Source organism: Mameliella sp. MMSF_3455 (assembly GCF_030733205.1).
Classification (GTDB): Bacteria; Pseudomonadota; Alphaproteobacteria; order Rhodobacterales; family Rhodobacteraceae; genus Antarctobacter.
This window is the reverse complement of sequence record NZ_JASHJL010000044.1, coordinates 21,727-43,535: the sequence shown is the minus strand read 5'-3', so window position 1 is coordinate 43,535 and position 21,809 is coordinate 21,727. Positions and strand designations below refer to the sequence as shown.

The following is a 21,809-nucleotide window of genomic DNA, read 5'->3' as shown; positions in this document are numbered from 1 at the left end:
GAGTGATCCCCCCCCACGGTCCTACGAGGCCTGGCTGTAGCGCATGCCGTCGGGGACATGCGCATCGAAGGCGCTGGCGATGATGCGGGTCAGGGGACGGCCCGCGGGGGCGATCTCCAGCGCCTCATCGGTCACGGTCACGAAATTGCCGAAGCGGTCCGCCACCAGCGCGATCTCGGCGTCCAGTTGACCAGCCAGCGGACCGAACCTGTCGCACAACCCGGCCCGGTCTAGGCGGAAGTCGCACATCAGCATCTCGATGGCGCGGGCGCGCAGCAGGTCGTCCTCGGTCATCATGTGCCCGCGCGCGCCGGCCAGCTGCCCGGCCTTGATCCGCTGGACATAGGCCGCGGTGGCGGGGGCGTTCTGGACATAGCCGGTCGGCAGGCGCGAGATCGACGAGGCGCCCAGCCCGATCAGCGTGGCACAGCTGTCATCGACATAGCCCTGGAAGTTGCGGCGCAGGTGCCCGGTGGCGGCGGCGCGTTCCAGCCCGTCGCTCGAACGGGCGAAATGGTCGATGCCGATGGGGGTCAGACCCGCCGCGGTGAACCGCGCGGCGGCAAGCGTGGCAAGGTCGTGACGGGCCTCTTCGGCGGGCAGGGCCTCCTCGGGGATCAGCTTTTGCCGTTTCGACACCCAGGGCACGTGAGCATAGCCGAACAGCGCCACCCGGTCCGGGTCGAGGTCCAGCACCCTGTCGACCGTGTCCTGCAGGCGCGCGGCGGTCTGATGCGGCAGGCCGTAGACAAGTTCCGTGTTCAGCGAGCGGACTCCCGCCGCGCGCAGGTCGTCGACGCAGGCGCGGGTGATGTCGAAGGGTTGCAGTCGCCCGATGGATTTCTGCACCAGCGGGTCGAAATCCTGGATGCCGATGCTGGAGCGATTAATGCCCTCGGCGGCCAGCGCGTCGATCTTGGCGCGGTCCACCATCGTCGGGTCGATCTCGACCGAGAACTCCCAGTCATCGGTGGGCGGAAACACTGCCTTCACCGCCTGCGCGAGGCAGTGGATCATCGCGGGGGCGAGGATTGTCGGTGTGCCGCCGCCCCAGTGCATGCGGCCCATGCGCAGACCCTCTGGCAGCACGTCCTTTAGCAGGGCGAGTTCCCATTCCAGCGTGCCGAGATAGCTCTCGACCGGCGACAGGGTCTTGGTGCCCTGCTTGCGGCAGGCGCAGAACCAGCACAGGCGTTCGCAGAACGGGATGTGCAGGTAGACCGAGACGGGTTCACCGGGGTCCAGAGCGGCGAGCGCACGGGCCTAGTCGGTGGCGCCCGCCTCCGGCGAGAAGACTAGCGCGGTGGGGTATGAGGTGTAGAGGGGCACCCTGGCGTCGAAGAGGCCGAAGGATCTGAGGCGGTCGATCTGTTTCATGCCCCCGATATGCGCCTTTCGCGGCGCGCCGACTTTGTGCGGGATCAAGCTTCAGGCCGGAAAGGGCGCAACACCGATGACGAGTGTGTGCAGGTACAAAAGCGCGAGCCACAGCAGCAGCCCGATGGCACAGCGCAGGACCAGCCCGGCGGCGTTCGCGCGCCGCCACGCAGGGTCAGACAGCGGCGCGAGCGACAGAACGCGGGTGGTGCGGAAAAACGCCGCCGCCTCGGGGCCGAGCACCCGGCGGGCTCTCGCGTCAAAGGCGGGGATCGCCACCAGCGCCATGACCGTGAAGCTGCCGAAGAGGATCACGTGGGCCAGGTCGCCGTTGGGCGCCAGGTGCGCCCCGGCCCAGAGGGCCAGCGCAAGGAACAGCGGGTGGCGCGAGACGGCGGCGAAACCGGGTCGGGCCGGGTCGAATGCCTTGCGTCCGCCGAGGGTGAAGGGCTGTCGCAGACCGGTGCCGCAGGTCAGCAGGACCATGGCGAGCGGCATGGCCAGGTTCGGCACCCAGCGTGTCCAGGGCAGCTGCGGCCAGAGCTCGACGTAAGGCGCGCGTCCGGCGGCCAGGATCATCCAGGCCAGCAGGGCGAGCGAGAGCAGCCCGTAGAGGCTGAAATACGCCCGCCGGCCGACGGCGCCGATCAGCGTCTCGCGCAACCCGCCGAGGCGGGGCACGAAGTGGCTGGCCACGAACAGGGCCAGCGCCAGCGCGTATTCCGTCCAGCCAGTCATGGGTCCTCCGCCTGTTTCATCAGTCGCACGATGTGGCAGGCAAAGGCATAGGTCGCCGGCAGCCCGATCACCAGCCCGCCGGCGGCGGATTGCCAGGGCGTCAGCACGGGCCAGCCCAGCCACGAGCCGATCAGCGAGGCGAAGAACAGGTTGACCCCCATCGCGCCCGCGCCGAACGGGTAGAGCCCGACCAGCAGCTTCCAACTGGGTTTCATCGACGTGCGACCAGCCATTGCACCGCCGCGAGGGCCAGTATCAGCGCGATGGAGCCCACGAGGAACCAGAACTCGGCGACATCGGTCTGCGGCTGCGGCACGGGCCGGTCGAAGCCGGCGGCGAAGGCCGGGGCAGGGGCGGTGAGGGCGATTGTCAGAAGGCGTTTCATGTCAGCTCTCCATGGTCAGTGTCTGGTAGATCTCGGGCAGGGCGCGCGGCAGGCGGGCGGCATCGGGCAGCAGGGTGAACCCGGCGCGCCCGAAGATCCGGGCGAACCAGTCCTGCCCGTCGGCGTCCACGATGACGCCGTGCACCGCCTGTCCCAGTGCGCGGGCCTCGCGGACGGCCATGCGGCTGTCCTCGATCCCGTGTTGTCCCTCGTAATGGTCGAGGTCGTTGGGCTTGCCGTCGGTCAGCACCAGCATCAGCCGGCGTGTCGCGCCTTCCTCGGCCAGTTGCGCCGAGGTGTGGCGGATGGCGGCGCCGAGCCGCGTGTAGTGGCCCGGACGGAAGCCGCCGATGCGAGTCGTGACCGTGCGGCTCATTGGTTCGGCGAAGGTCTTGGCGCGGTGCAGAAAGACGCGGTCGCGGCGCAGCGAGGAAAACCCCCAGATGCCCAGCCGGTCGCCCGCCGTATCGATGCCCTCGGCCAGCGCGGCCAGCGCCTCGCGGGCGACCTCGATGACCGAGGTCTCGCCAAGCGCGGCCTCGGTCGAGCGGGAACAGTCCATCAGTATGGCGACGCTCAGGTCGCGGGCCATCGGGCGGCCCGATTGCCAGACGCGGTCGCTGCCCTCGTGGCCGCAGGCGATGTCGGTGCGCGAGGTTACGACGGCGTCAAGATCCAGGTCCTCGCCGTCGATCTGGCGGGGCAGGATCACGCGGCGCGGATGCAGCGGGGCGAACTGCCGCCGCACCCGCGCGACAAGGCGCGGATCGGGCGCATAGTCGGCACGCGGCGTCGCCTCGGCCTCCAGCACGCGGGTGTGGCCGGGCATGTAGTCGCCCGCGCGGCGGTTCCACTCGGGATAGGTATGGATGCCGGCCAGGCGTTCGTGGTCGGCGTCCTGCGGCGACAGGTCCAGCGACAGCCGCAGGCGCGTGGCGGCGCGTTTCACGTTCTGCGACAGGGTCAGGTGGTCCTGGTCCTCGGCGGCCTTGGCGGCGTTGTCCTGGTCGTCGTCGTCCACCATGCGGTTGATGTTCAGGCTCTCGGCCCAGGACATGATCGACTCGAACCGGTGCACGATGAAACTGTCGCGGCGGTTGGCCTGGTCGCGCTCCTCGCGCCGGGCGTCCTTGCGGTTCGGCAGGGCCATCGCCGGGGCAGGGGCCTCGGCCTCTTCCGCCGCGGCGGTCCTGCCGGTCCTGCCGGACCGCAGGCGCGGCCAGATCGACAGGGGGGCAAAGCTGCGATAGCCGCGCGGCGCGGGGCAGAACAGGCATTCCTCGTGCGGATCATGGCCGCAGAGCTGATCCAGCAGCAGCCGTTCCACGCCGGCCTCGCAGCGTGGCAGGCCGGTGCGGTGGCGGTTGGTGACGATATGGGCGCAGAAGTGCGCATGGGCCGCCCGCAGGCCCGGGCAGGCGGCATAGGCGCGGTCCGAGGCCAGGGCCAGCGCCGCGATCTCGGCGCGGTCGGCGGCCAGCGGATCGGCCTCGGCGGGCGGGATCTCGACAAAGGCGGCCAGCGCGGTCAGCCAGAGATAACAGGCGCGGTTCATCTCGCGCGTCGGAAAGACGTCGATCTGCGGCGGCAGGCGCAGGCGGTCGCCGTCGAAATCCGCCAGGTGCAGCTTTTCCCGCGGCGTGCCGATGCGGCGGATCCGGTCGGGCCGGTGATCCGAGGTGGTGAGCGGGGCGGGGGCGATCTCCACCCCCGCCGCGCCGCCGAACGCCCGGAAGAGCGCCGCCACCGAGGGCCGCATCTCCCCGAACGTGACGGCCCGCGCCGCGTCCGCATCGACCACGCCCCAGCGCGAGGCCATGTCGTGCCAGAGGTTGCCGACGGTTTCCTCGGGCTCCATCAGGTCAAGGACATGCAGCATCGGCATCACCCGTAGATCACGGCGGCGAGGTCGCGCAGCGCCTGCTGCACGTCCGGTTCGTCGCTCAGCGGTTCGATGATCGCGGCCTCGATGGCACGATCCACCGCCATGCCGCGCGCGATCATCGTCGCGGCGTAGATCAGCAGGCGGGTCGAGACGCCTTCTTCGAGGTCCATGCCGGACAGCGCGCGGATCTTGCCCGCCAGCCGCACCAGCGCCGTGGCGCGCGCCTCGTCCAGGCCGCTTTCGCGCATGACGACGGGGGTTTCGACCTCCGGCGCCGGAAAGTCGAACCCGATGGAGATGAAACGCTGCCGGGTGGACGGTTTGAGCTTTTTCAGGATGTTCTGGTAGCCGGGGTTGTAGCTGGCCACCAGCATGAAGGGCTTTGGCGCCTCCAGTTCCTCGCCCGTGCGGTCCATGACCAGCCGGCGGCGGTCGTCGGTCAGCGGGTGCAGCACGACAGTGACGTCCTTGCGGGCCTCGACCACCTCGTCGAGGTAGCAGATGCCGCCCTCGCGCACCGCGCGGGTCAGCGGCCCGTCGACCCAGACGGTTTCGCCGCCCTTCAGCAGGTAGCGCCCGATCAGGTCGGCGGCGCTGAGGTCGTCATGGCAGGCGACGGTGTGGAGCGGCAGACCGAGCCGGGCCGCCATGTGCTCGACAAAGCGCGTCTTGCCGCAGCCGGTGGGCCCCTTCAGAAGAAGGGGCAGACCGTTGGCATGGGCCGTCTCGAACACGTCGCATTCGTCGGCGACGGGCCGGTAGAACGGCAGGTCGGAGGTTTGCAGATCTTTCATGGCTCACTCTCCCGGTACGGCCACGGGGCCGGGTTTGACAACTTCGCGGCGGCGCACCACGAGCATGGTGTAGATGAAGAGCAGGGCTCCCAAGACCACGGCCACGCCCGAGCCGAAGCGCATCAGGTAGAACAGGCCCAACTGATCCTGCACGTCCATGTAGTAGTCGCCCACGATGCGCTGCATGTGCGTCTGGATGGTGCCGGCAAAGGTCAGCGTGAAGGTCATGAAGGCCATGCCGCCGGTCATCAGCCAGAAGGACGCCATGTTAAGCACCTGGTTGTAGGGTTCCCGGTTGCGCAGGATCGGCATCGCATAGGTGAACATCGCCAGGTTCAGCGCGACATAGGCGCCGTAGAAGGCGAGGTGCCCGTGCGCGGCGGTGATCTGCGTGCCGTGGGTGTAGAAGTTCACCCCGTGCAGCGTGTGCAGGAAACCCCAGACGCCCGCGCCGAAGAAGGCGACGGTGGAGGACCCCAGCGACCACAGCAGCGCGGCCTTGTTCGGGTGGTTCTTGCGGCCCTTCCAGACCATGACGAAGGCAAAGCTCATCATCGCGAAGAAGGGGACCACCTCGAAGGTCGAGAAGATCGAGCCGATCCACTGCCAGTAGCCCGGCGTGCCGATCCAGTAGAAGTGGTGCCCGGTCCCGAGGATGCCCGAGAACAGCGCGGTGGCGACGATGACATAGAGCCATTTCTCGATCACCTCGCGGTCGACGCCGGTCAGTTTTAGCATCAGGAAGCCCAGGATCGCGGCCATGACCAGCTCCCAGGTCGCCTCGACCCAGAGGTGCACGACCATCCACCAGTACATTTTGTCCAGGCTGAGGTTGTCGGGGTTGATGAAGGCAAAGACCCACAGCAGGCAGAGCAGCCACAGGCCCATCAGCAGGATGTTGGTGATCGCCGTCTTGCGCCCCGCGAGGAAGGTCAGCGAGATGTTCACGAGGAAGATCACCGCCGCGACGAGGATGCCGAACTTGACCCACAGGGGTTGTTCGAGGAACTCGCGCCCGCCGTGGATGCCCACGAGGTAGGACCCGACCGCACCCAGCGTTCCGACCACGAGGATCGCGAGTTGGATATAGGCAAGCCTGACCGAGAAGATCTCGCGTTCGGATTCCTCGGGCACCAGGTAGTAGGCCGCCCCGAAGAACCCCAGCAGCAGCCAGACGATCAGCGCGTTGGTGTGGATCATGCGCACGATGTTGAAGGGCAGCACTTCGCTGAGAGTGTTGGGCGAGACGTAGATCCAGCCCAGCAACAGCCCGCCCAGTACCTGGATGCCGAACAGCGCCATCGCCGCAATGAAATAGGCGTAGGCCACCTGTTGAGATTGGTATTTCATCTGTTTTCTCCCTTATCCCGCGTCGTTCGGCGGCCAGTTCTGGGTGTCGGTCTGATCCGCCCAGCGGAGGAATTCGGACAGCGCCCGCATCTCTTCCTCGGTGATCTCGAAATGCGGCATCTGGCGGCGGCCCTCGATTCCCGAGGGCTGCGCCTGCATCCAGCCGTTCAGCATCTCGTAGGCGAGCTCGGGATCGTCCTGAACGCCCCAGCGGGTCATGACGTTGCCGACCTCGGGGGCGAAATAGGCGCCTTCGCCGTGCAGCGTGTGGCAGTTGATGCAGGAGTTGCGTTCCCAGACGTGCTTGCCGAGGACAACTTCCTCGGTCAGCGGCATTCCCGCGGTGGCGGTCTTGACGATCTGGCGGTGACTGTCTGCGGTCAGGGCCACGAACACGACGACGAAGAACAGGGATCCTCCGTAGAACACGTTCCTGGCCCGCGATTTTGTAAGTAGTTCTGACATGTCGCGGTCCCGACGATTTGTTTCGGATGACCGTTGTCTACCGGGTGCCTCCGCGGCTCTTGTTGCGGAAACGCAAAGAAGGCGGCGAAACATGAGTGCAGCATGCGGCTATGAAAGGAACGCCCATGCGACGCCCCGATTTCGATGACCCGGATCTGCCCCTGTCAGATCTCTTTGCCGAGTGGCCCGAGGCCGCGGGCGCGTTTCTGGATCGCAGGATGCTGTGCCCGGGCTGCCCCATCGCCCCGTTTCACGCCATCACCGACGCCTGCCTCGAATACGGCCTGGACGAGGATGCGTTCCGCGCGGAGGTGAAGCGCAGGATGGAGGGCAGGGAGACCGCTACTGCTCGCTCAGCAGGACGAGGGCATGCGGATCGGTGACGACGATGTGCTTGCGCGTCGATTCCACGATCCCGTCCCTTTGCCAGGCCGACAGCAGGCGGCTTACAGTGTGCAGCGTCGTGCCTGTCATGTCCGAGACGTTCTGCCGCGTGACCGGAAAGGCGATCTCGATGCCGTTCGGTGTCTTGCGGCCGCTCTGGTTGGCCATGCGCAGGACCGCGCAGGCGACCCTCTTTTCCACGGCCTGCGTCGCCATTTCGGTCAGGGTCTCCTGGATCTGGCCCAGCCGCTGGCCGAGGGTCTTGTAACTCTCGGTGGCAAAGCCGGGATAACGCGCCGTGAAATCGGACCAGACACGTGCGGACCAGGACAGGGCGATCGATTCCGCGGCCGCGATGGCGGTAGCGGGGTAGGTGTCGCGCTGCAGCGCCGGCGCGATGCCGAAGAGCTGCCCCGGAGAGATGTGCAGGACGATGATCTGGTCGCCGCCCGGAGTCGTGCGGACTACCCGCAGGTAGCCGTCCAGCAGCAGGAAGAAGCTTTCGGCGTCATGACCCTCGCGGAAAATCGCGGTGCCTTCCTCGTATCGGCGCGACCCGGCCTGATCGAGGATTTCGCGGATTTGGGCGCGGTTCAGCTGGGAAAACGGCGGCAGGCCGGTCAGCAGGCTTTCGTCGAGCTTGGGCAAGGCTTCGGACCGGGAGTTTGTTTCAGAGCAACGTTCGGATCGCCCAATTACTGCACATCGGGGGCAGACGAAACAACCGGATACGAAGAAAGGAAGTTCCGATGTTCAAGACGATGATGATGTCTGCCGCCGTCGCCCTTGCCGCCGGTGCGGCGTTCGCCAGCGAAGGCGCAGTGCACGAGGTCAAAATGCTCAACAAGGGCGAGGCCGGCGTAATGGTGTTCGAACCCGCCTACGTCGAGGCCGAGCCCGGCGACGTGATCCGGTTCCTGCCGACCGACAAGGGCCACAACGTCGAAAGTATCGCCGGCATGCTGCCCGAGGGGGTTTCGGCCTTCAAGACCGGCTTCAACGAGCCGTTCGAGCTGACCGTCGAGGCGGAAGGCGTCTATGGCGTCAAATGCACCCCGCACTATGCCATGGGCATGGTGGCCGTGATCGACGTGGGCGACCCGGTGAACCTCGACGAGGCGGCCGCAGTCAAGCACAAGGGCAAGGCCACGAGCCGCATGGCCGACCTGATCGAGCAGGTCGAGTGACGCCCCGACAATTCGTCATGCGATTGACCCGGGCGGTGCCGAAGGCGCCGCCCGACTGCCCTCCGGACCGGAGTTCACGATGACCCCCCGCGAGACATACAAGGGCTCGGCGCTCTTTTCCTACGGCTTCAGACCGTTCTTCCTGTCGGCTGCGCTCTTCGCGATGCTGGCCATTCCCCCTTGGTGGCTGATCTGGCGCGGCGATCTGGCGCTGGCCGGCCCTTTCACCCCGACGGACTGGCACATTCACGAGATGATCTTCGGCTATGGCGCCGCCGTCGTGGCGGGGTTTCTCTTTACCGCGGTGCCGAACTGGACCGGCCGCCTGCCGACACGGGGGGCGCCGCTGGCGTTTCTGCTCTGTTTCTGGTTGGCGGGACGCGTGGCCGTGGCGGGGCTGACGGGTCTGGGGCCCGTCGCGGTGGCGCTGATCGACCAGCTGTTCCTTCTGGCCGTGGCCGCGATGATCGCGCGGGAAATCGTCGCCGGCCGGAACTGGCGCAACCTCAAGGTGCTGGTCCCTGTGACGCTGCTCTGGCTGGCGAACATCCTGTTCCACGCCGAGGCGGCGGCACAGGGAACGGCGGATCACGGCCGCCGGTTGGGCATCGCGCTGCTGATCTTCCTCGTCATGCTGATCGGCGGGCGAATCGTCCCGAGCTTTACCCGCAACTGGCTGGTCCAGCGTGGCGAGACGCGCTTGCCCGCGGGTTTCACCCGCGTCGATGCGCTGTCGCTGGCCGTGGGCGCGGCGGCCCTGGCCGCCTGGGTGGTCGCCCCCGACACCGTGATCTGTGCCGTGCTCGGCCTCGCCGCCGCCCTCGTGCAACTCGTCCGCCTGGCCCGCTGGCGCGGCGCGGCGACCTGGCGTTCGCCGCTGCTGCTGATGCTGCATGTCGCCTACCTGATGGTGCCGCTGGGGTTCGCTGCCGTGGCTCTGGCCGCTCTCGGCCTCGCCGCGCCGGCAAGCGGGTCGCACGTGCTGGGCATCGGGGCCGTCGGCGGCATGACCGTGGCGGTCATGATGCGCGCGACGATGGGGCATACGGGCCGTCCGCTGATGGCCGGCCGGCTGCTGTCCGCGGCTTTCGTCCTGATCGTCGCGGCGACGGCGGCGCGCGTCGCGGGCCAGGCTGTGCAGTGCGGGGCATTCGACGGCATAGACCTGGCTGCCTTGCTCTGGACCGGCGCCTTCGCGCTGCTGGTTGTGCGGATCGGCCCTTGGCTCGTCCGGCCCAAGGCCGGGCGCAAGGCGCCACGGCGTGCGGCTTCCAGGTAACTTGGATCCCTGCCTTGCAGCACGACAGAGGACCTGTCGCAACCCAGTTTCGAATAGACCCCAGCGAGTCAGGTAAGGCGTATAATCTAGATTATGTTGCCCATTGGCCCGACAACCAGCCGCAGCGGCAATCATCCGCGGCTTGGCCGGAAGACAAGCGAGCCGACGTCTCCCGGGGCCGAGCCGGTTGGTAGACCGATCGTCCGACATCAAAATCATGCGACGAATCGCTTGAAAGCGTGAGACCCACGGTGAGCTACACCACCTCTCGGGACATGACCGCCACACAAGAGAAATGCCGATGGACCTATGCCCTTGTGGAACTTGAGATCGACGCTGTCGACCGGGTTTCCTTGCCTACTGGCCGGGCATGAAACAGGCACGAGATCAGCGCCCGACAATTCCTCGCCACGCCAATCCCTTGCCTCACCTTGTCAGAACTTAACCACTGAACCGACCGCAAGCCGATAAAGGATGACCCGCTCCCCTTGGAGAACGCGTGTATTGGTTAGCTCTGATCTGGGTTTGGTCCTCTTCTGGCCGTTGGCGATACTCCCGTAGTGTGAACCCGTCGAGGCTCGTGTGGGGCGGTGGAGGTTGTAATCGCATCGCCATGCCGCAATCCTCCGTGAAAGGAACCGCGCCGCCGCCAACGTGCCTGACGGCGCTGCTCAAGATGGCTGTCGCCCACCAAGGTGCAATATCTCAGAAGCCAGACCGCGCAAAAACAGCAGAAATCTTGGTCAGTAAGCGCTGGCGGATTCTTGGAGCCTCCAGAAGCAGTTCGTGTTTGGCGTTTTGAATCAGCTCAAACTGACCGTTTGGCCAGCGCTCCATACGGTGCTGAATCGCCCCTAGGTCGACCATAGTATCCTCGTCGCCACAAAAGGTGATGCAGGGTGTATCGGGAGCGGGAATTTTTGAGAGGCGCCGGCACTCGAGCAGTCCCTGATAGAGCCACCCCATGCTGGATCCCCCCATCTGTAGCTCCGGATGCGCTTGAGCCTGATCTCGCCAGAACTGATACATGTCCGCGTCGTTGGTAATCCTATTACCAGCAAACGGGTTGGCGAGGGCATAATTCTTGCCGTCGTGGCCCGGACAATAGACGTGACCTCTACCGCTCGCCTGAGCGCCGCAGGAAAGCGCCCAGGCCGCAATCCGTTCGACATGCTTCAGCTTGATGCCCCACATCGGACCGGTGAAAGCGCACGCAGCCACTGAAAGACCCTCGGCCAAGGCACGCAAGCCGACGCAGCCGCCCATTGAAGTCCCGACCAGGAACCATGGTCTGGGCACCTCTAGGGTCTTTGCCATCCTGACTAGGGCGGCGACGTCCTGCTGATAATCGGAGAAGCGACCCACATGTATTGTGTTGCTGTCTACGGTGACCCTGTCGGAAAGCCCATGACCGCGCCAATCCAGCACAAGGGTTCCGTACCCAAAGCGACGCAAGCTCTCAATCGTCGGGCCGTGAAGTTCCATGTACTGCGTGCGCCCAGGAAAGAGGAAGACGGTCCCTGTACATTCAGGTCCTCCGCCCCAAACCCCGACGCGAAGACGCACCCCATCTTCGGCGCAAACCCAATATGCGGCCCCTCCGTCCGGAACCCTTGCCAGTTCAGTATGAAGTGGCGCTCGCTCCATCAGATCTCACCCACTCTGGTTTCAGCACTGCCAGCCCACCAGATGCAGCTGGCGACTCCCACCGAGATGCTGAGAAGCAGAAGCATCGAAAACCCTGTGAACGTTCCCAGCAAGGCAAAATTGACAGTGAGCAGCCCAACGACCCCGCTCATCTTTTGCCAGGAAACCTGCGCTTGCTTCATCAGGCCTTCAGCCCTTGATCTTTCGCCTGGTTCGATATTGCCCGCCAGTGAATTGACCTTCTTCAAGCCCGAACGGATCCGGGCCTGACAGGCGAAAAAGACAAAGCAGGTTACGAAGATCACAAAGAAACTTGTCACGTAAGGCCAGGCGGTCCTCTCAAGCCACCCCCATTCGTTATGGGTTGCGCCCAGGGCCGCCAATGCATCGCCCAGCAACCAGGCAAGAATGTTCTCGCCATCGGATATCAGGTAGACCGCGTTCAGCTTGATGCTGGATGCGGACAAAATCCCAAAGACCGTGCAACAGAAGATCGCTCCCATCAATTTTCCTCCAATATCGAACATGTTCGTGACTTGCAGGGCCGCGCGGTCAGCGTCGCAAGAGCCGGCAGCATACTGAAAAGCTCCCGCCATGGCGTGTAGCAAGACAAGCCCCGAGAAGAAGGCCCAATAGACAAAGCAAGAATACAGGTTAGCCAAACCCGATACGATAACGGCCTCTGACACCGTAACGACGTCCGGCCGTTCGATCGCCACAAGAATCCAGTCAATCATTGCGTTTCCGGTGACGCCTTTTGCCAAAACGAGCCAATAGACGCCCAGCCACTGCCCCAGGAAGACCACCAGCAGGCAGGCTCCGAGAATGAGCCAGCACATCGGAGCGGCATCGTCCATTCTTCGAAGCCAAGAGGCATCCCGGCTTTGCTCTCCACCGTCGTCGGAAAACTTGGCCCGCCACTCGGTCTTCCAGGAATGCAGCGTCTCTGACACGATGAACAGAAACAGCGCGACGAACACGATTCTGTCTACGGTCCAGCTTGGCGCCCACAGGAGCCCGACTTGCTTGTCCAAGCCCGGGACCGGGCTAAAGGTGATGCTGTGAGTACCTACGGCATAAGCCAGGATGGCAAGCAAGGCGCTGCCTGCCCATATGACGATCGGCAGATTCAGCGTGTTCCGCCCGTCGAACATGGCCTCTGTCCGTCTGGCCAAATTGAAGCCACTTGTCGGCGCCTTCGCCGTCGTTTCTTGCGCCGGAGTTGCGGGTTCCGCTGCTCGAGGTCCTCGAGAAACAAATACGGATGCTCCCGCGCCATACGTCTCGGCGGATTGGAGACCTCTTCTCTTCGCTGCCAGCCGCTTGTTTGCCGCGATCAGTTCTATCTGCCACGCGCTCGCGGCATCCGGATCGTCGCATCCGAAAATCCTTGCCAGCCACCGGATATTGTCCGAACTGATGCCCTTGTCGTTGTCCTGAAACCAGAGCTGAACGGTCCGAAGCTCGATCCCGGACCCGTTGGCTTCGATCCTTGAAATGGCATCCGCAAGAAGATCGGGGGTCCAGGGACCTTGCGGAAAACCATTCTCGTCAACACGACGGCCGGCACCGGCAGACGCCAGACGGTTGAACAGCGCCTTGAAGTCGCCTCCTCCCCCATTCGGAGGGAGATAATATTTTCCGTTTTTTATCAAGCTTCCTGCCACAGGAATCTTCGCCGCGCCGGGTGCCCACCAGCATAACACAACCATAAGGAGTATGTCTCCATCTTCACGTATCGAGCAAACGGAACTCGGATTACTCGTGACTGTCTCTCGACCTCGGCGCATCAGCCGAGCAAAAGCGCATTGCGAAGACCTATCGCCACGGCGTTTCCGCTCATCTTCTTCCCGGAGTGTCCTCGAGATGAACTCGAAGTCGCTCGACGGTTCGGCCCACGACCAGCAGGCGAAAGCGAGCACAAGTTTGCGGTCCCACAACCTCAAGCCGTCCGGTGTGGAATCGCATCGCCTGTCGTGATGCACAACAGAGTACACGACAAGGATCAGGTCTTTTGAAGTTGCACATCGAAGTGTCGTCACCGGGGTCTTCCAGATCAATGGCGGCCACCCAGGCGTCGGCCATTCGCCGCATGCAGCTCAGTAGTTCACTTGCTCGAAGCCATAGTGGCCTGCGTAGTCGCGCCATTCCACGAAGACCGAGCGATGGTGGATGTCCGGACAATGCTCCCCCCATCGCTCGAGGCCAACATGGGCAACCGGTAGGGCATCAACCGTCGAGGGCTGCCATGAAAAGTCGCCTTGTGTTCCGTAGGTCCCGAGCATGACGAACGCACGGCGTCTGCAGTCCCCGCTGCGGTCGGACTCGCGTTGCCAAGCGTAGCGCACATCGAAGATGCGTATGGACCGCACGAAATTGAACTCGGGCCCACTGATGTCGATGTCGGCTCGATTCCGGATCAGTTGCAGGGTGAGCGCCGCCAGCAACGGCGGTACCGCAGCACGATGTCCTCGAAGCGAGGCAAATACGCGCATGTCCTGTTGATAAGGCGCCCCTGCCTCAATCGACTGCGGCAATGAGCGACCAGTGTCGAACACGATGTCAAATAGGCGTTCCGTCATGTTTCCGCCGTCATCCACCCGGTCGGACGCGCCCATCGGGCAGCGCCAGATTTGAAGCGGCGGCTCAACCGGACGGGGTGTGATCCGGCGTATAAACTCGGCCCGAGCTCGCGCGCATGGCTCGGACGCCGGCCAACCACCGGAAAGACACAGGAGGATCGCGCAGTCGATCGGATAGGTCTGGGCCTGCGTCCGATCCGACATGCCGAATATTGACACGAATGCCAAGGCAACACATGCAGCGAGACGCGATGCGGAGTGGTGCATCGTCGGACGGCCAAAGGAATTCGCACGTCGCTTGAATTTACAGCATATGTACATGTCAGTCACCATTGCTATGTGATTGAAGGTCGTGATGGGCACAGCAGTGCGCGTTCATCTTGGCTCTTCCCCGCGACGGCAGGCAGCGACTCCAGGAATGCGATCACTTCGACAGGCGTCACAGACTTGGCTTTCGCCAGAGCGGCTCGGCTTAACGGGGGATCGATGAATTTGACGGCGTCACGCGCGCCATTCCAGAGAAACGTCAGCTCGGCCGTGTTCCAGAGGTAGACCAAACCAATGTTGCAGATTTTATCTTCTCCGAGTAGCCGCGCGATGGCCACTGCTTCTGCCCTCAGGTTCCCGCGATTTTTCACAACGGACCCGATGATCTGGGGGCACCGCGATCAGTCCGCACAGGCGTCCTTGGCCAAGCATTTTGGAATTTCCTCCGCGCAGCTGAGTCGGTTCCCAGAAGACCGGTACAGTCTTGTTGCTCCAAAGATTTAGCTCCTTCTCACGTTGGCCGACGGAAACGCGCCTGCGTACTGACCCCGTCGATTTACTCTCCTCATAGTTGCGCACCGCATCAGAGCTAAATCACGGCAAAAAACGAAACATGGCGAAACAGAACGAAAGGAACGGCCTTAACGCAATGAAAAGGTGTAAGAAATTTTCTCCCTGCTGCAAACTGATGGCGTGAACTTGATCGAACTACGTCATCGACCAAGCGCACCCGAGGCAGGACAGAGGATGTAACAGTGACGTTGCCAAGGGAGGCGAAAGTTGACTGAGCACCCTGCCGCTGCTACCCCGCCATTCGAGGCGTCCAGGGTTCGAGCTGCGTTGCCAATTCAGCAGCGCGAATGCAGACCCGAGCTAATTCCCGACCAAGCCGAGGAACCTTCCATATTCCGCGCTGACCTCTTGCGCTTCCTCAAACGCCCGGGCGCGCTCCTCGTCGAGGCAGCGGAAGTAGTTCTGGATATCCCTGATGTAGAGTTCAAAGTCCCGACGGATAATGTCAGCGTAGTCCCGCCTGGCCTTCGGGTCGCTCGGGACGAAAGGCCGCTGCGGCGTAACACAGGATTCGGCGACGGCGCCGCCTACGGATACCATAAGCAAAGCTATAACAACCGTACCATGGACGCGGCGCAACCATTGGCGCCGTAAACGCTTAAATCCCTTGATCGACATCATGTCTCCGGTCTATCCGTTTCATGAGCGATAATCCGCTTGGCGGCACGATATTACATCTTGCGCCTCAAAACTATATCATCGTATGTCTGGGTGGCAACTTGAGATGCCCGGGCACTCGCCTTATTGGAGACCAAGCCCGGGTGATGGATCTAGAAAAAGAAGCGCCAAATGTGGTCACCGAACCCAGATTCCGCGATCTGGTCGCCAGCGGCTATCGCGTCGAAGTTGTCTGCAAGGAGGACGCCTTCAAGAAGGGCCCCAACTGGCACGGGGTCTGGATTCTGCGGGCTGTCAGCGACGAAGGTGTCGAAAAACTCCTGGTCACCGCCCGGACCCGGACCTCGCGCAACGACATCAAGATCCGCGAGATCAGGACCGTCACCGGCGTCATCTCCTTCCTGCAGGGCATCGGCTTCTCCCATGCCGACATCCCTCTCGAGGAAGGCAAGCGGACGGTCCAGAAGCTGTCCGGCGAGGAGATCGCCGCCAGCCGGGGTTAGCGTCCTTCTTCTCGCCATCCTGAGCGTTCCGGCTTCGGCTGAAATGGTACTGGTGATGGGGCGCGACGGATCGCTCTCCCCGTCACGCGCGCAATCCAGTTTTGCCCGCAACTACAATGACGGCATCGGGCAAGGATCTGCTTCAGACGGGCTGCGCATCTTTGGTAAGGACAAGGATGCTGCCGAGAACGATGAGTTGCGGATCGCGGCAATCGCGCCGAATACCCCCGCGCCTCGCCCGGACATCCTCGCGGCGATCCAGGACACCGGTCTGCGCTATGCCAGCCACTCTGGTCTTCGCGCGGCGGACATCACCGTCACGGACTGGCTGAATCTCTATCGGGCCAATATCGAGATCGAGAGCGCATATGACCCGAACGCCGTCTCCCATGCCGGGGCGATCGGGCTCGGGCAGCTCATGCCGGGCACCGCCCGCGCGCTCGGGGTCGATCCCCATGACTGGCGGCAGAACCTCGACGGATCGGCTCGGTACCTCGCCCAGATGCTGGCGGAGTTCGGTGACGTGCGCCTCGCGCTCGCCGCCTACAATGCCGGTCCCGACGCCGTGCGCGAACATCGCGGCATTCCCCGCTTTCAAGAAACCCATTCCCACATCCAGCGGGTGCTGGCCGTATTCAATCGGCTGGAAGGAGAGACTTCATGAAAAACCCTGTCGCAACCATTGCTCTGTCCGCCACGTTTATCGTGGCCATCGCCGAGCCGGCACTCGCGCAAAGCATCGACCTCTCCCCGATCCAGAGCCTCCTGCAGGGGATCGTGGATGCCCTGACCGGTCCACTGGGCGTCGTTCTCGCCACCCTTGCCGTCCTCGGGGTCTTCATCAGCTGGTTCATGAACATCATCGATCTGCGCCAGGCACTCTGGGTGCTGGTGGGCATCGCAGGCGTGGCCGCAGCACCGACGATCGTTGCCGCTGTGTTTGGTGGTGGTTCACCGTAAGGAGTCGACAACGTGGCAGAGCAATCCCCCCTCTTCCTGGGACTTGTCCGTCCGCCGAAGCTCCTTGGGCTGCCGATCATGTACGCCATGGTCTGGCTCTTCGGCTCGGTGCTGCTCTTCGTCTGGGTGCAGCACATGGTGGTGCTGGGCGTGGCGACAGTGCTTTATCCCGTGCTTTGGAAAGCGGCGGACTGGGATCCGCGTTTCATCGACGTGATGATGACGGCGCTCCAGGAAACCCCGCCGACGCGGAACCGCGCCATCCACGGGGGCGACAGCTATGCGCCATAATCAAGCCCTGGACGAGACCTATGATGAGCGCACCCTTCTGCCAGACTGGTACGCCCGCGAAAAACGCCTCGCACATATGCTGCCCTATGTCAGCCTCGTCGATGACCATACGGTCCGGACACGGGTCAACGAGCTCTTCCAGTGTGTCCGCCTCGGCGGCGTGAACAGCTACACCACGGACGATGCCTATCTCGACAAGGTGACCGCGCTTTTCGCCCGGATCATCGCGCAGCTGGGCCCCGAGTTCAGCTACTATGTGCACAAGGTCTCGAAGTCGATCACGCCGGATCTGCTCCCGGTCCGGGGGGACGGTTTTGCAGCGGCAGTGGATGAGGCTTGGCGTCTGAGGCTGGGATCGGCCGGTCTTCGCGACAAGACCCTGACGCTCACCATCATTCACCGCCCGCCGCCGAAGAGTTTCCTCGGCTTCGTGAACCGAAGCGCGCCGGAGCGGTTCAAGGAAGAGACGGCCAAGAGGGTCCGGTGCCTCAAGGACGCGGTCAGAGTTTTCACCTCCGGTTTCGCCGAACTCAATCCCCGTCTGCTCTCTGCCGCCTCAGGCGAACTCGTCGGCTTCCTGGGCGCGCTTAACACGGGCCGCGAACTGCCGCTCTACCCGGCAAACCGTTACGGCTTTCTCGCCGCCAACGTCGCCAACACCCGCGTGACCTTTCGCGAAGACCATTTCGAGCTCTCAGACGGCGTGGTCGGTCACCGCTTCGGCAAGAGCTTCACCATCGCTGAATACTCTGAGGCTACCACCTGCACCATGTTCGACATGCTGAACCTGCCGGTCGACATGATCGTCACGCATTCCTTCACGCCGATCAATTCGAACCTGATGGCGGGCCGGATCAAACGCCAGAAGCGCCAGATGCAGGCCTCCCAGGATGCCGCGCTCTCGCTCCTCGAGGCGCTCGACATCGCCCATGACGATCTCGAGGCCAAACGCCAAAGCTTCGGCGAGCACCACATGGTCGTGACCGTCTTCTCGGGCAGTCTCGACGAGCTGCAGACCCTCGGCGCCGAGATCGTGAATGCCGCCGCGGCCGAGGGCGTGAAGATGATCGGCGAGCGGATGGCGGCGAAGTCGCATTATTTCAGCCAGCACCCGGGCAATCAGCCGAAGCGCGTCCGCGCCAGTGCCGTCACCAACCGCAACTTCGCGGATTTCGCGGCGCTGCATCGCACACCGCTCGGGAAAGAGAAACACCAGCTGCCCTGGGGCCAGGAGATCACGCTCTTCCCGACGCCGGAGCAGAGCGCCTACCGGTTCTCCTACCACGAGCAGGGCAGCCCCGAGAAAGAGCCCACCAGCGGGCACACCCTCATTCTCGGGCGTCCCGGCTCGGGCAAATCGGTCCTCTCCGCCTTCCTGATGACGCAGGCCCGCCGGGTCGGGGCGCGCGTCTTCGTCTTCGACTACCGGCTCGGCATGGAGATGGCCGTGCGCGCCAATGGCGGTCGTTACACCTCGATCAAGGCCGGCCAGGCGACGGGCCTCAACCCGCTCTGGACCGAGATCGACGCCCGCGGAACGGCCTGGCTCTCGGATTGGCTGGGCTCGCTCCTCCACCGCGCCGACAAGCCACTGACCCCCACCCAGAGCAATCGCATCCAGGAGGTGGTCCGCCAGAACGCCACCGCGACGGATCCGGCCTTGCGGAACTGGCGGGATTTCGCGTCGCTCTTCGTCTCCACCGATGACAATGGCGACCTGCACCAGCGCCTCCTCGAATGGACGGAGGACGGCCGCTACGGCTGGATTTTCGGCCAGAGCCTTGAGGACACCTTCTCGCTCGAGGGCGACGTCGTGGGTTTCGACCTGACCGGCATTCTCGACAGCGAGAGCGAGAGGGAACGCATGGCGGTCCTCTCCTATCTCTTCCGCCGGATCGAGCGTGAGATCGAGGATCGGCGGCCGACGATCATCGTCATCGACGAGGCCTGGAAGGCGCTCGACAACCCATATTTCGCAGAACGGCTGTCAAACTGGCTTGTGACCGCCCGGAAACAGAACACGGTCGCGGTGATGATGACGCAGTACGCGAGCCAGCTCGAGCGCACGCGGACCGGCAAGACCATCGTCGAGGCGGTGCCGACGCAGATCCTGCTCCCGAACATCCGCGCCCATGCGTCCGACTACGCGATGCTGAACCTCTACGAGAAGGAGCTCGACGTGCTCCTGAACACCGGCAGCGACAGCCGTCTCGCGCTCATCCGCGACGACAGCGGCTCGGTGGTGGTCGATGTCGACCTCTCGGCGCTCGGCGCCTGTCTCACCGTCCTCGGCGGCATGGAGAAGGGCGAGGCCCTCGTCGGGGAAGATTACCGCGGCCGCTTGGATTTCTGGAGGGTTTCATGATCCGCATCGCTCTTCTCTTCGCAATGCTCTGTGCCCTGGCGTCTTGCGCGCAGTATCGGGAACCGGAAGCCAACTGCTTCGCCTTCCGCGCCTCCCACGGCCAGACCGAGCCGGAATGCATCTTCACACCCCTCCAAGCCCCGGAGGACGGCGTTGATAACTAGGCCCGCTCATATCCTCCTGGCAGCCCTTCTGCCCACAACCGCCCTGGCGCAGGGCGTGCCCGTCAACGATTCCGGGTTGACGGCACGCGATATCGTCGAGACAGGCGACCGGGATGCCGACCTCGCCTTGCAGCGCGACAAACTCACCACCCGTGAACTTCTGGCCGAGATCGAGCGGAAACAGCTCGCGGTGTTGCGCGACATCCTCCACGCGCAGACAAGTTTCGACGGAGCGGACCTGCCGGATATGGTCGACGATCTCGAGAGGGGTGGCGGCGATCCGGACCGGTCCGTCACGGCGGTCTACGGCTTGGGCGATTTCGATCCCAATCCAGGCAGCACCCAGATGTTCGGTGACGCGGCGGAGACCATCGAGCAATTGATCATCCGGGTTGCCCAGGAGACCGCGGGCCTCGCAGGCGTCGGCCGCGCGGGCCTGTCGGTCGTGCAATGGCGGGCCCTCCTGCAGGCGTTGATCTGGCAGGAAAGCCGGTTTTCCATCGGGGCACGATCTCCCGTCGGGGCCTTCGGTCTTACCCAGATCATGCCGGGCACCGCCAGCGACCTCGGCATCAATCCAGAATACTATGACAGCCCCTATCTGCAGGTGACAGGTGGGGCGCGCTATCTCGCGGCGCAGCTCGACACCTTCGATGGCAATATCATCAACGCGCTCGCGGCTTATAATGCGGGTCCGGGCCGGGTATTCGAATATGGCGGCGTGCCGCCTTTCAAGGAGACCCGGCACTACGTCACGGTCATCCCCGAACGTTACAATCTCTACCTCGCCCGGATCGGCGGAATTGAAGCCCTCGGCACGATCGATCCCACGCTCTTCGCCAATGCCCAGCTCTCGCTGATGGGGCACGACGCAGCGTTCTACGGCAACAACTCCCCTGCCGCGATCCGGCAGGCGGCACTCCGCATCCAGGACATTGTCATCCGGATTGGCGCGACCCGGGACATCCAGGAGAGCATGGCGCTCAACACCTATGCCCGGGCCGAACTGGTCCGCCTGATGGCCGCGCGCATTCGCCTCAAAGCCGCACGGACCCAGCCACTGAGCGCCGGTCAACTGGCCCAGGCGGCAGCGCGCCTGGCCGAGAACGAGTTCATGGAGTTCACTTCGGAGGATCTGAAATGATGTCCGGCAGATTTGTCATTGCAACACCGCTCCGCACACTGGCCCTTGCCAGCGCCCTGGCACTCAGCCTGCCAATCCTGACCCTCACCCAGGCAAAGGCCCAGGGTGTACCGGTCATCGACGCCCGGAACATCGCCCAGAACATCCAGCAACTCCGGCAGATGATCGAGGACGAGATCCTGCAGAACAAACAGCTCACCCAACTGCGCGAACAACTTGGCCTACTCACGGACCAGCTCGCGGAGCTGCAGCGAACCTATGAGGCGCTGACGCGCCTCGCCGAACTCCCGGAAATCATCCAAACCCAGATGGAGGACGAACTGAACGGCCTCCTCGACCAGGAATTCGGCGACATCCTGGCAACCATCGAGGCGATCAAGACCGGGGATTTCTCCGGCCTCACCGGATCCGGCGCCGAGGCAATCGAAACCCAGATGGACCGGGTTCTGGCCGACCTCGGGTTTGACGAGGACACGCTCGCCGAAATGGCCCGCAGCGGCAATCTCGGCGCCGCGCGGACAGCAACCCGGGCCGCGACAGGCGCCCTCGTCTCTGCCGCGGCCCAGAACAGCTACGACGATGCCGGGCAATCCCTCAAGCGCATCGACCGGCTGGTCGGACTCATCGACGATATGGACGAGCTGAAAGAGAGCGTCGACCTCAATACCCGGGTCACAGCCGAGCTTGCCATCGCGCTTGTTGCCATGTGGCAGCTCGAAGCGATCCAGACCGTGGGTGACGGCACCCGTGGCGTCATCAATGCCGCGACCATCGCCGAGGAGCAGCGATTCATGGAGTTCACTCTCCCGGAACTGAATGCGGACTGAGGACTGAGGACTGAGGACTGATTG

Annotated in this window: 24 protein-coding genes and 1 pseudogene; 11 read left to right on the top strand and 14 right to left on the bottom strand. The window is 63.9% G+C overall.

Annotated elements, in window-relative coordinates; translation table 11 throughout:
* Nucleotides 1-21 precede the first annotated feature (21 nt).
* The 8 genes and pseudogenes from hemN to RBB42_RS23060 form a co-directional block, all read right to left on the bottom strand.
* Nucleotides 22-1,377 (bottom strand): annotated as a pseudogene (gene hemN / locus RBB42_RS23095) (oxygen-independent coproporphyrinogen III oxidase).
* Between the two features lie 51 nt (nt 1,378-1,428).
* Nucleotides 1,429-2,115, bottom strand: coding sequence for an NnrU family protein (locus RBB42_RS23090; RefSeq protein ID WP_305970571.1), 687 nt, complete (start codon nt 2,113-2,115; stop codon nt 1,429-1,431).
* Entirely contained in the window at nt 2,112-2,330 is a 219-nt protein-coding gene (locus tag RBB42_RS23085) for an NnrT protein (RefSeq protein ID WP_306043843.1), read from the bottom strand. Before RBB42_RS23085 ends, RBB42_RS23090 begins: the two co-directional genes overlap by 4 nt.
* Nucleotides 2,327-2,500, bottom strand: a complete 174-nt coding sequence (locus tag RBB42_RS23080; RefSeq protein ID WP_190285507.1) for a hypothetical protein — start codon at nt 2,498-2,500, stop codon at nt 2,327-2,329. The genes RBB42_RS23085 and RBB42_RS23080 overlap by 4 nt, the downstream gene beginning before the upstream one ends.
* Before the next feature lies 1 nt (nt 2,501).
* Nucleotides 2,502-4,379, bottom strand: a complete 1,878-nt coding sequence (locus RBB42_RS23075; protein WP_305970569.1) for a nitric oxide reductase activation protein NorD — start codon at nt 4,377-4,379, stop codon at nt 2,502-2,504.
* Nucleotides 4,380-4,384: 5 nt separating this feature from the next.
* A complete protein-coding gene (locus RBB42_RS23070) occupies nt 4,385-5,179 on the bottom strand; it encodes a CbbQ/NirQ/NorQ/GpvN family protein (RefSeq protein ID WP_305970568.1) in 795 nt (264 codons plus the stop codon).
* 3 nt (nt 5,180-5,182) lie between these two features.
* Complete coding sequence (locus tag RBB42_RS23065; protein ID WP_305970567.1) at nt 5,183-6,529, bottom strand: cbb3-type cytochrome c oxidase subunit I; 1,347 nt, start codon at nt 6,527-6,529, stop codon at nt 5,183-5,185.
* Nucleotides 6,530-6,541: 12 nt separating this feature from the next.
* Nucleotides 6,542-6,994 carry a c-type cytochrome gene (locus RBB42_RS23060; RefSeq protein ID WP_305970566.1) on the bottom strand — a complete coding sequence of 151 codons (453 nt, stop codon included), beginning with the start codon at nt 6,992-6,994 and terminating at the stop codon, nt 6,542-6,544.
* 125 nt (nt 6,995-7,119) lie between these two features.
* Here RBB42_RS23060 and RBB42_RS23055 point away from each other — a divergent pair, with 125 nt between their 5' ends.
* Nucleotides 7,120-7,377 (top strand): DUF1858 domain-containing protein, encoded by a 258-nt coding sequence (locus tag RBB42_RS23055; RefSeq protein WP_043146644.1) that lies wholly within the window; start codon nt 7,120-7,122, stop codon nt 7,375-7,377.
* Here RBB42_RS23055 and RBB42_RS23050 read toward each other — a convergent pair.
* Nucleotides 7,337-8,026: a Crp/Fnr family transcriptional regulator gene (locus RBB42_RS23050; RefSeq protein WP_305970565.1), complete on the bottom strand. Its 690-nt coding sequence runs from the start codon at nt 8,024-8,026 to the stop codon at nt 7,337-7,339. The genes RBB42_RS23055 and RBB42_RS23050 overlap by 41 nt on opposite strands.
* Before the next feature lie 101 nt (nt 8,027-8,127).
* Between RBB42_RS23050 and RBB42_RS23045 the strand changes: the two genes are divergently transcribed.
* Together RBB42_RS23045 and RBB42_RS23040 are read left to right on the top strand one after the other, a co-directional pair.
* Nucleotides 8,128-8,565 (top strand): pseudoazurin, encoded by a 438-nt coding sequence (locus RBB42_RS23045; protein WP_305970564.1) that lies wholly within the window; start codon nt 8,128-8,130, stop codon nt 8,563-8,565.
* A gap of 79 nt (nt 8,566-8,644) precedes the next feature.
* A complete protein-coding gene (locus tag RBB42_RS23040) occupies nt 8,645-9,844 on the top strand; it encodes an NnrS family protein (RefSeq protein ID WP_305970563.1) in 1,200 nt (399 codons plus the stop codon).
* 705 nt (nt 9,845-10,549) lie between these two features.
* On the opposite strand, the gene RBB42_RS23030 is transcribed toward RBB42_RS23040, so the two are convergent.
* From RBB42_RS23030 to RBB42_RS23010, 5 genes are all read right to left on the bottom strand, one after another.
* Nucleotides 10,550-11,491 (bottom strand): alpha/beta hydrolase, encoded by a 942-nt coding sequence (locus tag RBB42_RS23030; protein ID WP_043146640.1) that lies wholly within the window; start codon nt 11,489-11,491, stop codon nt 10,550-10,552.
* Nucleotides 11,491-13,158, bottom strand: coding sequence for an RcgA family putative transporter (locus tag RBB42_RS23025; RefSeq protein WP_305970561.1), 1,668 nt, complete (start codon nt 13,156-13,158; stop codon nt 11,491-11,493). The genes RBB42_RS23030 and RBB42_RS23025 overlap by 1 nt, the downstream gene beginning before the upstream one ends.
* Before the next feature lie 432 nt (nt 13,159-13,590).
* Nucleotides 13,591-14,277, bottom strand: coding sequence for a hypothetical protein (locus RBB42_RS23020; RefSeq protein WP_305970560.1), 687 nt, complete (start codon nt 14,275-14,277; stop codon nt 13,591-13,593).
* Nucleotides 14,278-14,408: 131 nt separating this feature from the next.
* Nucleotides 14,409-14,678, bottom strand: coding sequence for a hypothetical protein (locus RBB42_RS23015; RefSeq protein WP_306043385.1), 270 nt, complete (start codon nt 14,676-14,678; stop codon nt 14,409-14,411).
* A 535-nt stretch (nt 14,679-15,213) separates the two neighbouring features.
* Entirely contained in the window at nt 15,214-15,453 is a 240-nt protein-coding gene (locus RBB42_RS23010; protein ID WP_305970576.1) for a hypothetical protein, read from the bottom strand.
* Between the two features lie 224 nt (nt 15,454-15,677).
* Between RBB42_RS23010 and RBB42_RS23005 the strand changes: the two genes are divergently transcribed.
* Genes RBB42_RS23005 through RBB42_RS22970 form a run of 8 tightly spaced genes read left to right on the top strand, consistent with a single transcriptional unit; the run spans nt 15,678 to nt 21,785 of the window.
* Nucleotides 15,678-16,034 carry a hypothetical protein gene (locus RBB42_RS23005; protein ID WP_028288544.1) on the top strand — a complete coding sequence of 119 codons (357 nt, stop codon included), beginning with the start codon at nt 15,678-15,680 and terminating at the stop codon, nt 16,032-16,034.
* A 43-nt stretch (nt 16,035-16,077) separates the two neighbouring features.
* Complete coding sequence (locus RBB42_RS23000; protein ID WP_305970559.1) at nt 16,078-16,698, top strand: lytic transglycosylase domain-containing protein; 621 nt, start codon at nt 16,078-16,080, stop codon at nt 16,696-16,698.
* The gene (locus RBB42_RS22995; protein ID WP_052244893.1) at nt 16,695-16,994 is read left to right on the top strand and encodes a TrbC/VirB2 family protein; all 300 of its coding nucleotides are present in this window, start codon (nt 16,695-16,697) and stop codon (nt 16,992-16,994) included. The genes RBB42_RS23000 and RBB42_RS22995 overlap by 4 nt, the downstream gene beginning before the upstream one ends.
* Before the next feature lie 12 nt (nt 16,995-17,006).
* A complete protein-coding gene (locus RBB42_RS22990) occupies nt 17,007-17,285 on the top strand; it encodes a VirB3 family type IV secretion system protein (RefSeq protein ID WP_305970558.1) in 279 nt (92 codons plus the stop codon).
* Nucleotides 17,275-19,650, top strand: a complete 2,376-nt coding sequence (locus tag RBB42_RS22985; protein ID WP_305970557.1) for a VirB4 family type IV secretion/conjugal transfer ATPase — start codon at nt 17,275-17,277, stop codon at nt 19,648-19,650. The genes RBB42_RS22990 and RBB42_RS22985 overlap by 11 nt, the downstream gene beginning before the upstream one ends.
* Nucleotides 19,647-19,814: a hypothetical protein gene (locus tag RBB42_RS22980; RefSeq protein WP_305970556.1), complete on the top strand. Its 168-nt coding sequence runs from the start codon at nt 19,647-19,649 to the stop codon at nt 19,812-19,814. The genes RBB42_RS22985 and RBB42_RS22980 overlap by 4 nt, the downstream gene beginning before the upstream one ends.
* A 55-nt stretch (nt 19,815-19,869) precedes the next feature.
* A complete protein-coding gene (locus RBB42_RS22975; RefSeq protein ID WP_305970575.1) occupies nt 19,870-20,958 on the top strand; it encodes a lytic transglycosylase domain-containing protein in 1,089 nt (362 codons plus the stop codon).
* Nucleotides 20,958-21,785, top strand: a complete 828-nt coding sequence (locus RBB42_RS22970; protein ID WP_306043842.1) for a type IV secretion system protein — start codon at nt 20,958-20,960, stop codon at nt 21,783-21,785. Before RBB42_RS22975 ends, RBB42_RS22970 begins: the two co-directional genes overlap by 1 nt.
* The last annotated feature ends 24 nt before the right edge of the window (nt 21,786-21,809 follow it).

What these genes read in the sequence shown, in the direction of transcription:
- RBB42_RS22995 (WP_052244893.1), top strand. Translation starts at nt 16,695, where the DNA reads ATGAAAAACCCTGTCGCAACCATTGCTCTGTCCGCCACGTTTATCGTG.
- RBB42_RS23065 (WP_305970567.1), bottom strand. Translation starts at nt 6,529, where the DNA reads ATGAAATACCAATCTCAACAGGTGGCCTACGCCTATTTCATTGCGGCG.
- RBB42_RS23030 (WP_043146640.1), bottom strand. Translation starts at nt 11,491, where the DNA reads ATGGAGCGAGCGCCACTTCATACTGAACTGGCAAGGGTTCCGGACGGA.
- RBB42_RS23085 (WP_306043843.1), bottom strand. Translation starts at nt 2,330, where the DNA reads ATGAAACCCAGTTGGAAGCTGCTGGTCGGGCTCTACCCGTTCGGCGCG.
- RBB42_RS22980 (WP_305970556.1), top strand. Translation starts at nt 19,647, where the DNA reads ATGATCCGCATCGCTCTTCTCTTCGCAATGCTCTGTGCCCTGGCGTCT.
- RBB42_RS23060 (WP_305970566.1), bottom strand. Translation starts at nt 6,994, where the DNA reads ATGTCAGAACTACTTACAAAATCGCGGGCCAGGAACGTGTTCTACGGA.
- RBB42_RS23040 (WP_305970563.1), top strand. Translation starts at nt 8,645, where the DNA reads ATGACCCCCCGCGAGACATACAAGGGCTCGGCGCTCTTTTCCTACGGC.
- RBB42_RS23075 (WP_305970569.1), bottom strand. Translation starts at nt 4,379, where the DNA reads ATGCTGCATGTCCTTGACCTGATGGAGCCCGAGGAAACCGTCGGCAAC.
- RBB42_RS23055 (WP_043146644.1), top strand. Translation starts at nt 7,120, where the DNA reads ATGCGACGCCCCGATTTCGATGACCCGGATCTGCCCCTGTCAGATCTC.
- RBB42_RS23020 (WP_305970560.1), bottom strand. Translation starts at nt 14,277, where the DNA reads ATGTCGGATCGGACGCAGGCCCAGACCTATCCGATCGACTGCGCGATC.
- RBB42_RS23005 (WP_028288544.1), top strand. Translation starts at nt 15,678, where the DNA reads ATGGATCTAGAAAAAGAAGCGCCAAATGTGGTCACCGAACCCAGATTC.
- RBB42_RS23010 (WP_305970576.1), bottom strand. Translation starts at nt 15,453, where the DNA reads ATGGTATCCGTAGGCGGCGCCGTCGCCGAATCCTGTGTTACGCCGCAG.
- RBB42_RS23090 (WP_305970571.1), bottom strand. Translation starts at nt 2,115, where the DNA reads ATGACTGGCTGGACGGAATACGCGCTGGCGCTGGCCCTGTTCGTGGCC.
- RBB42_RS23080 (WP_190285507.1), bottom strand. Translation starts at nt 2,500, where the DNA reads ATGAAACGCCTTCTGACAATCGCCCTCACCGCCCCTGCCCCGGCCTTC.
- RBB42_RS23045 (WP_305970564.1), top strand. Translation starts at nt 8,128, where the DNA reads ATGTTCAAGACGATGATGATGTCTGCCGCCGTCGCCCTTGCCGCCGGT.
- RBB42_RS22985 (WP_305970557.1), top strand. Translation starts at nt 17,275, where the DNA reads ATGCGCCATAATCAAGCCCTGGACGAGACCTATGATGAGCGCACCCTT.
- RBB42_RS23000 (WP_305970559.1), top strand. Translation starts at nt 16,078, where the DNA reads ATGGTACTGGTGATGGGGCGCGACGGATCGCTCTCCCCGTCACGCGCG.
- RBB42_RS23070 (WP_305970568.1), bottom strand. Translation starts at nt 5,179, where the DNA reads ATGAAAGATCTGCAAACCTCCGACCTGCCGTTCTACCGGCCCGTCGCC.
- RBB42_RS22970 (WP_306043842.1), top strand. Translation starts at nt 20,958, where the DNA reads ATGTCCGGCAGATTTGTCATTGCAACACCGCTCCGCACACTGGCCCTT.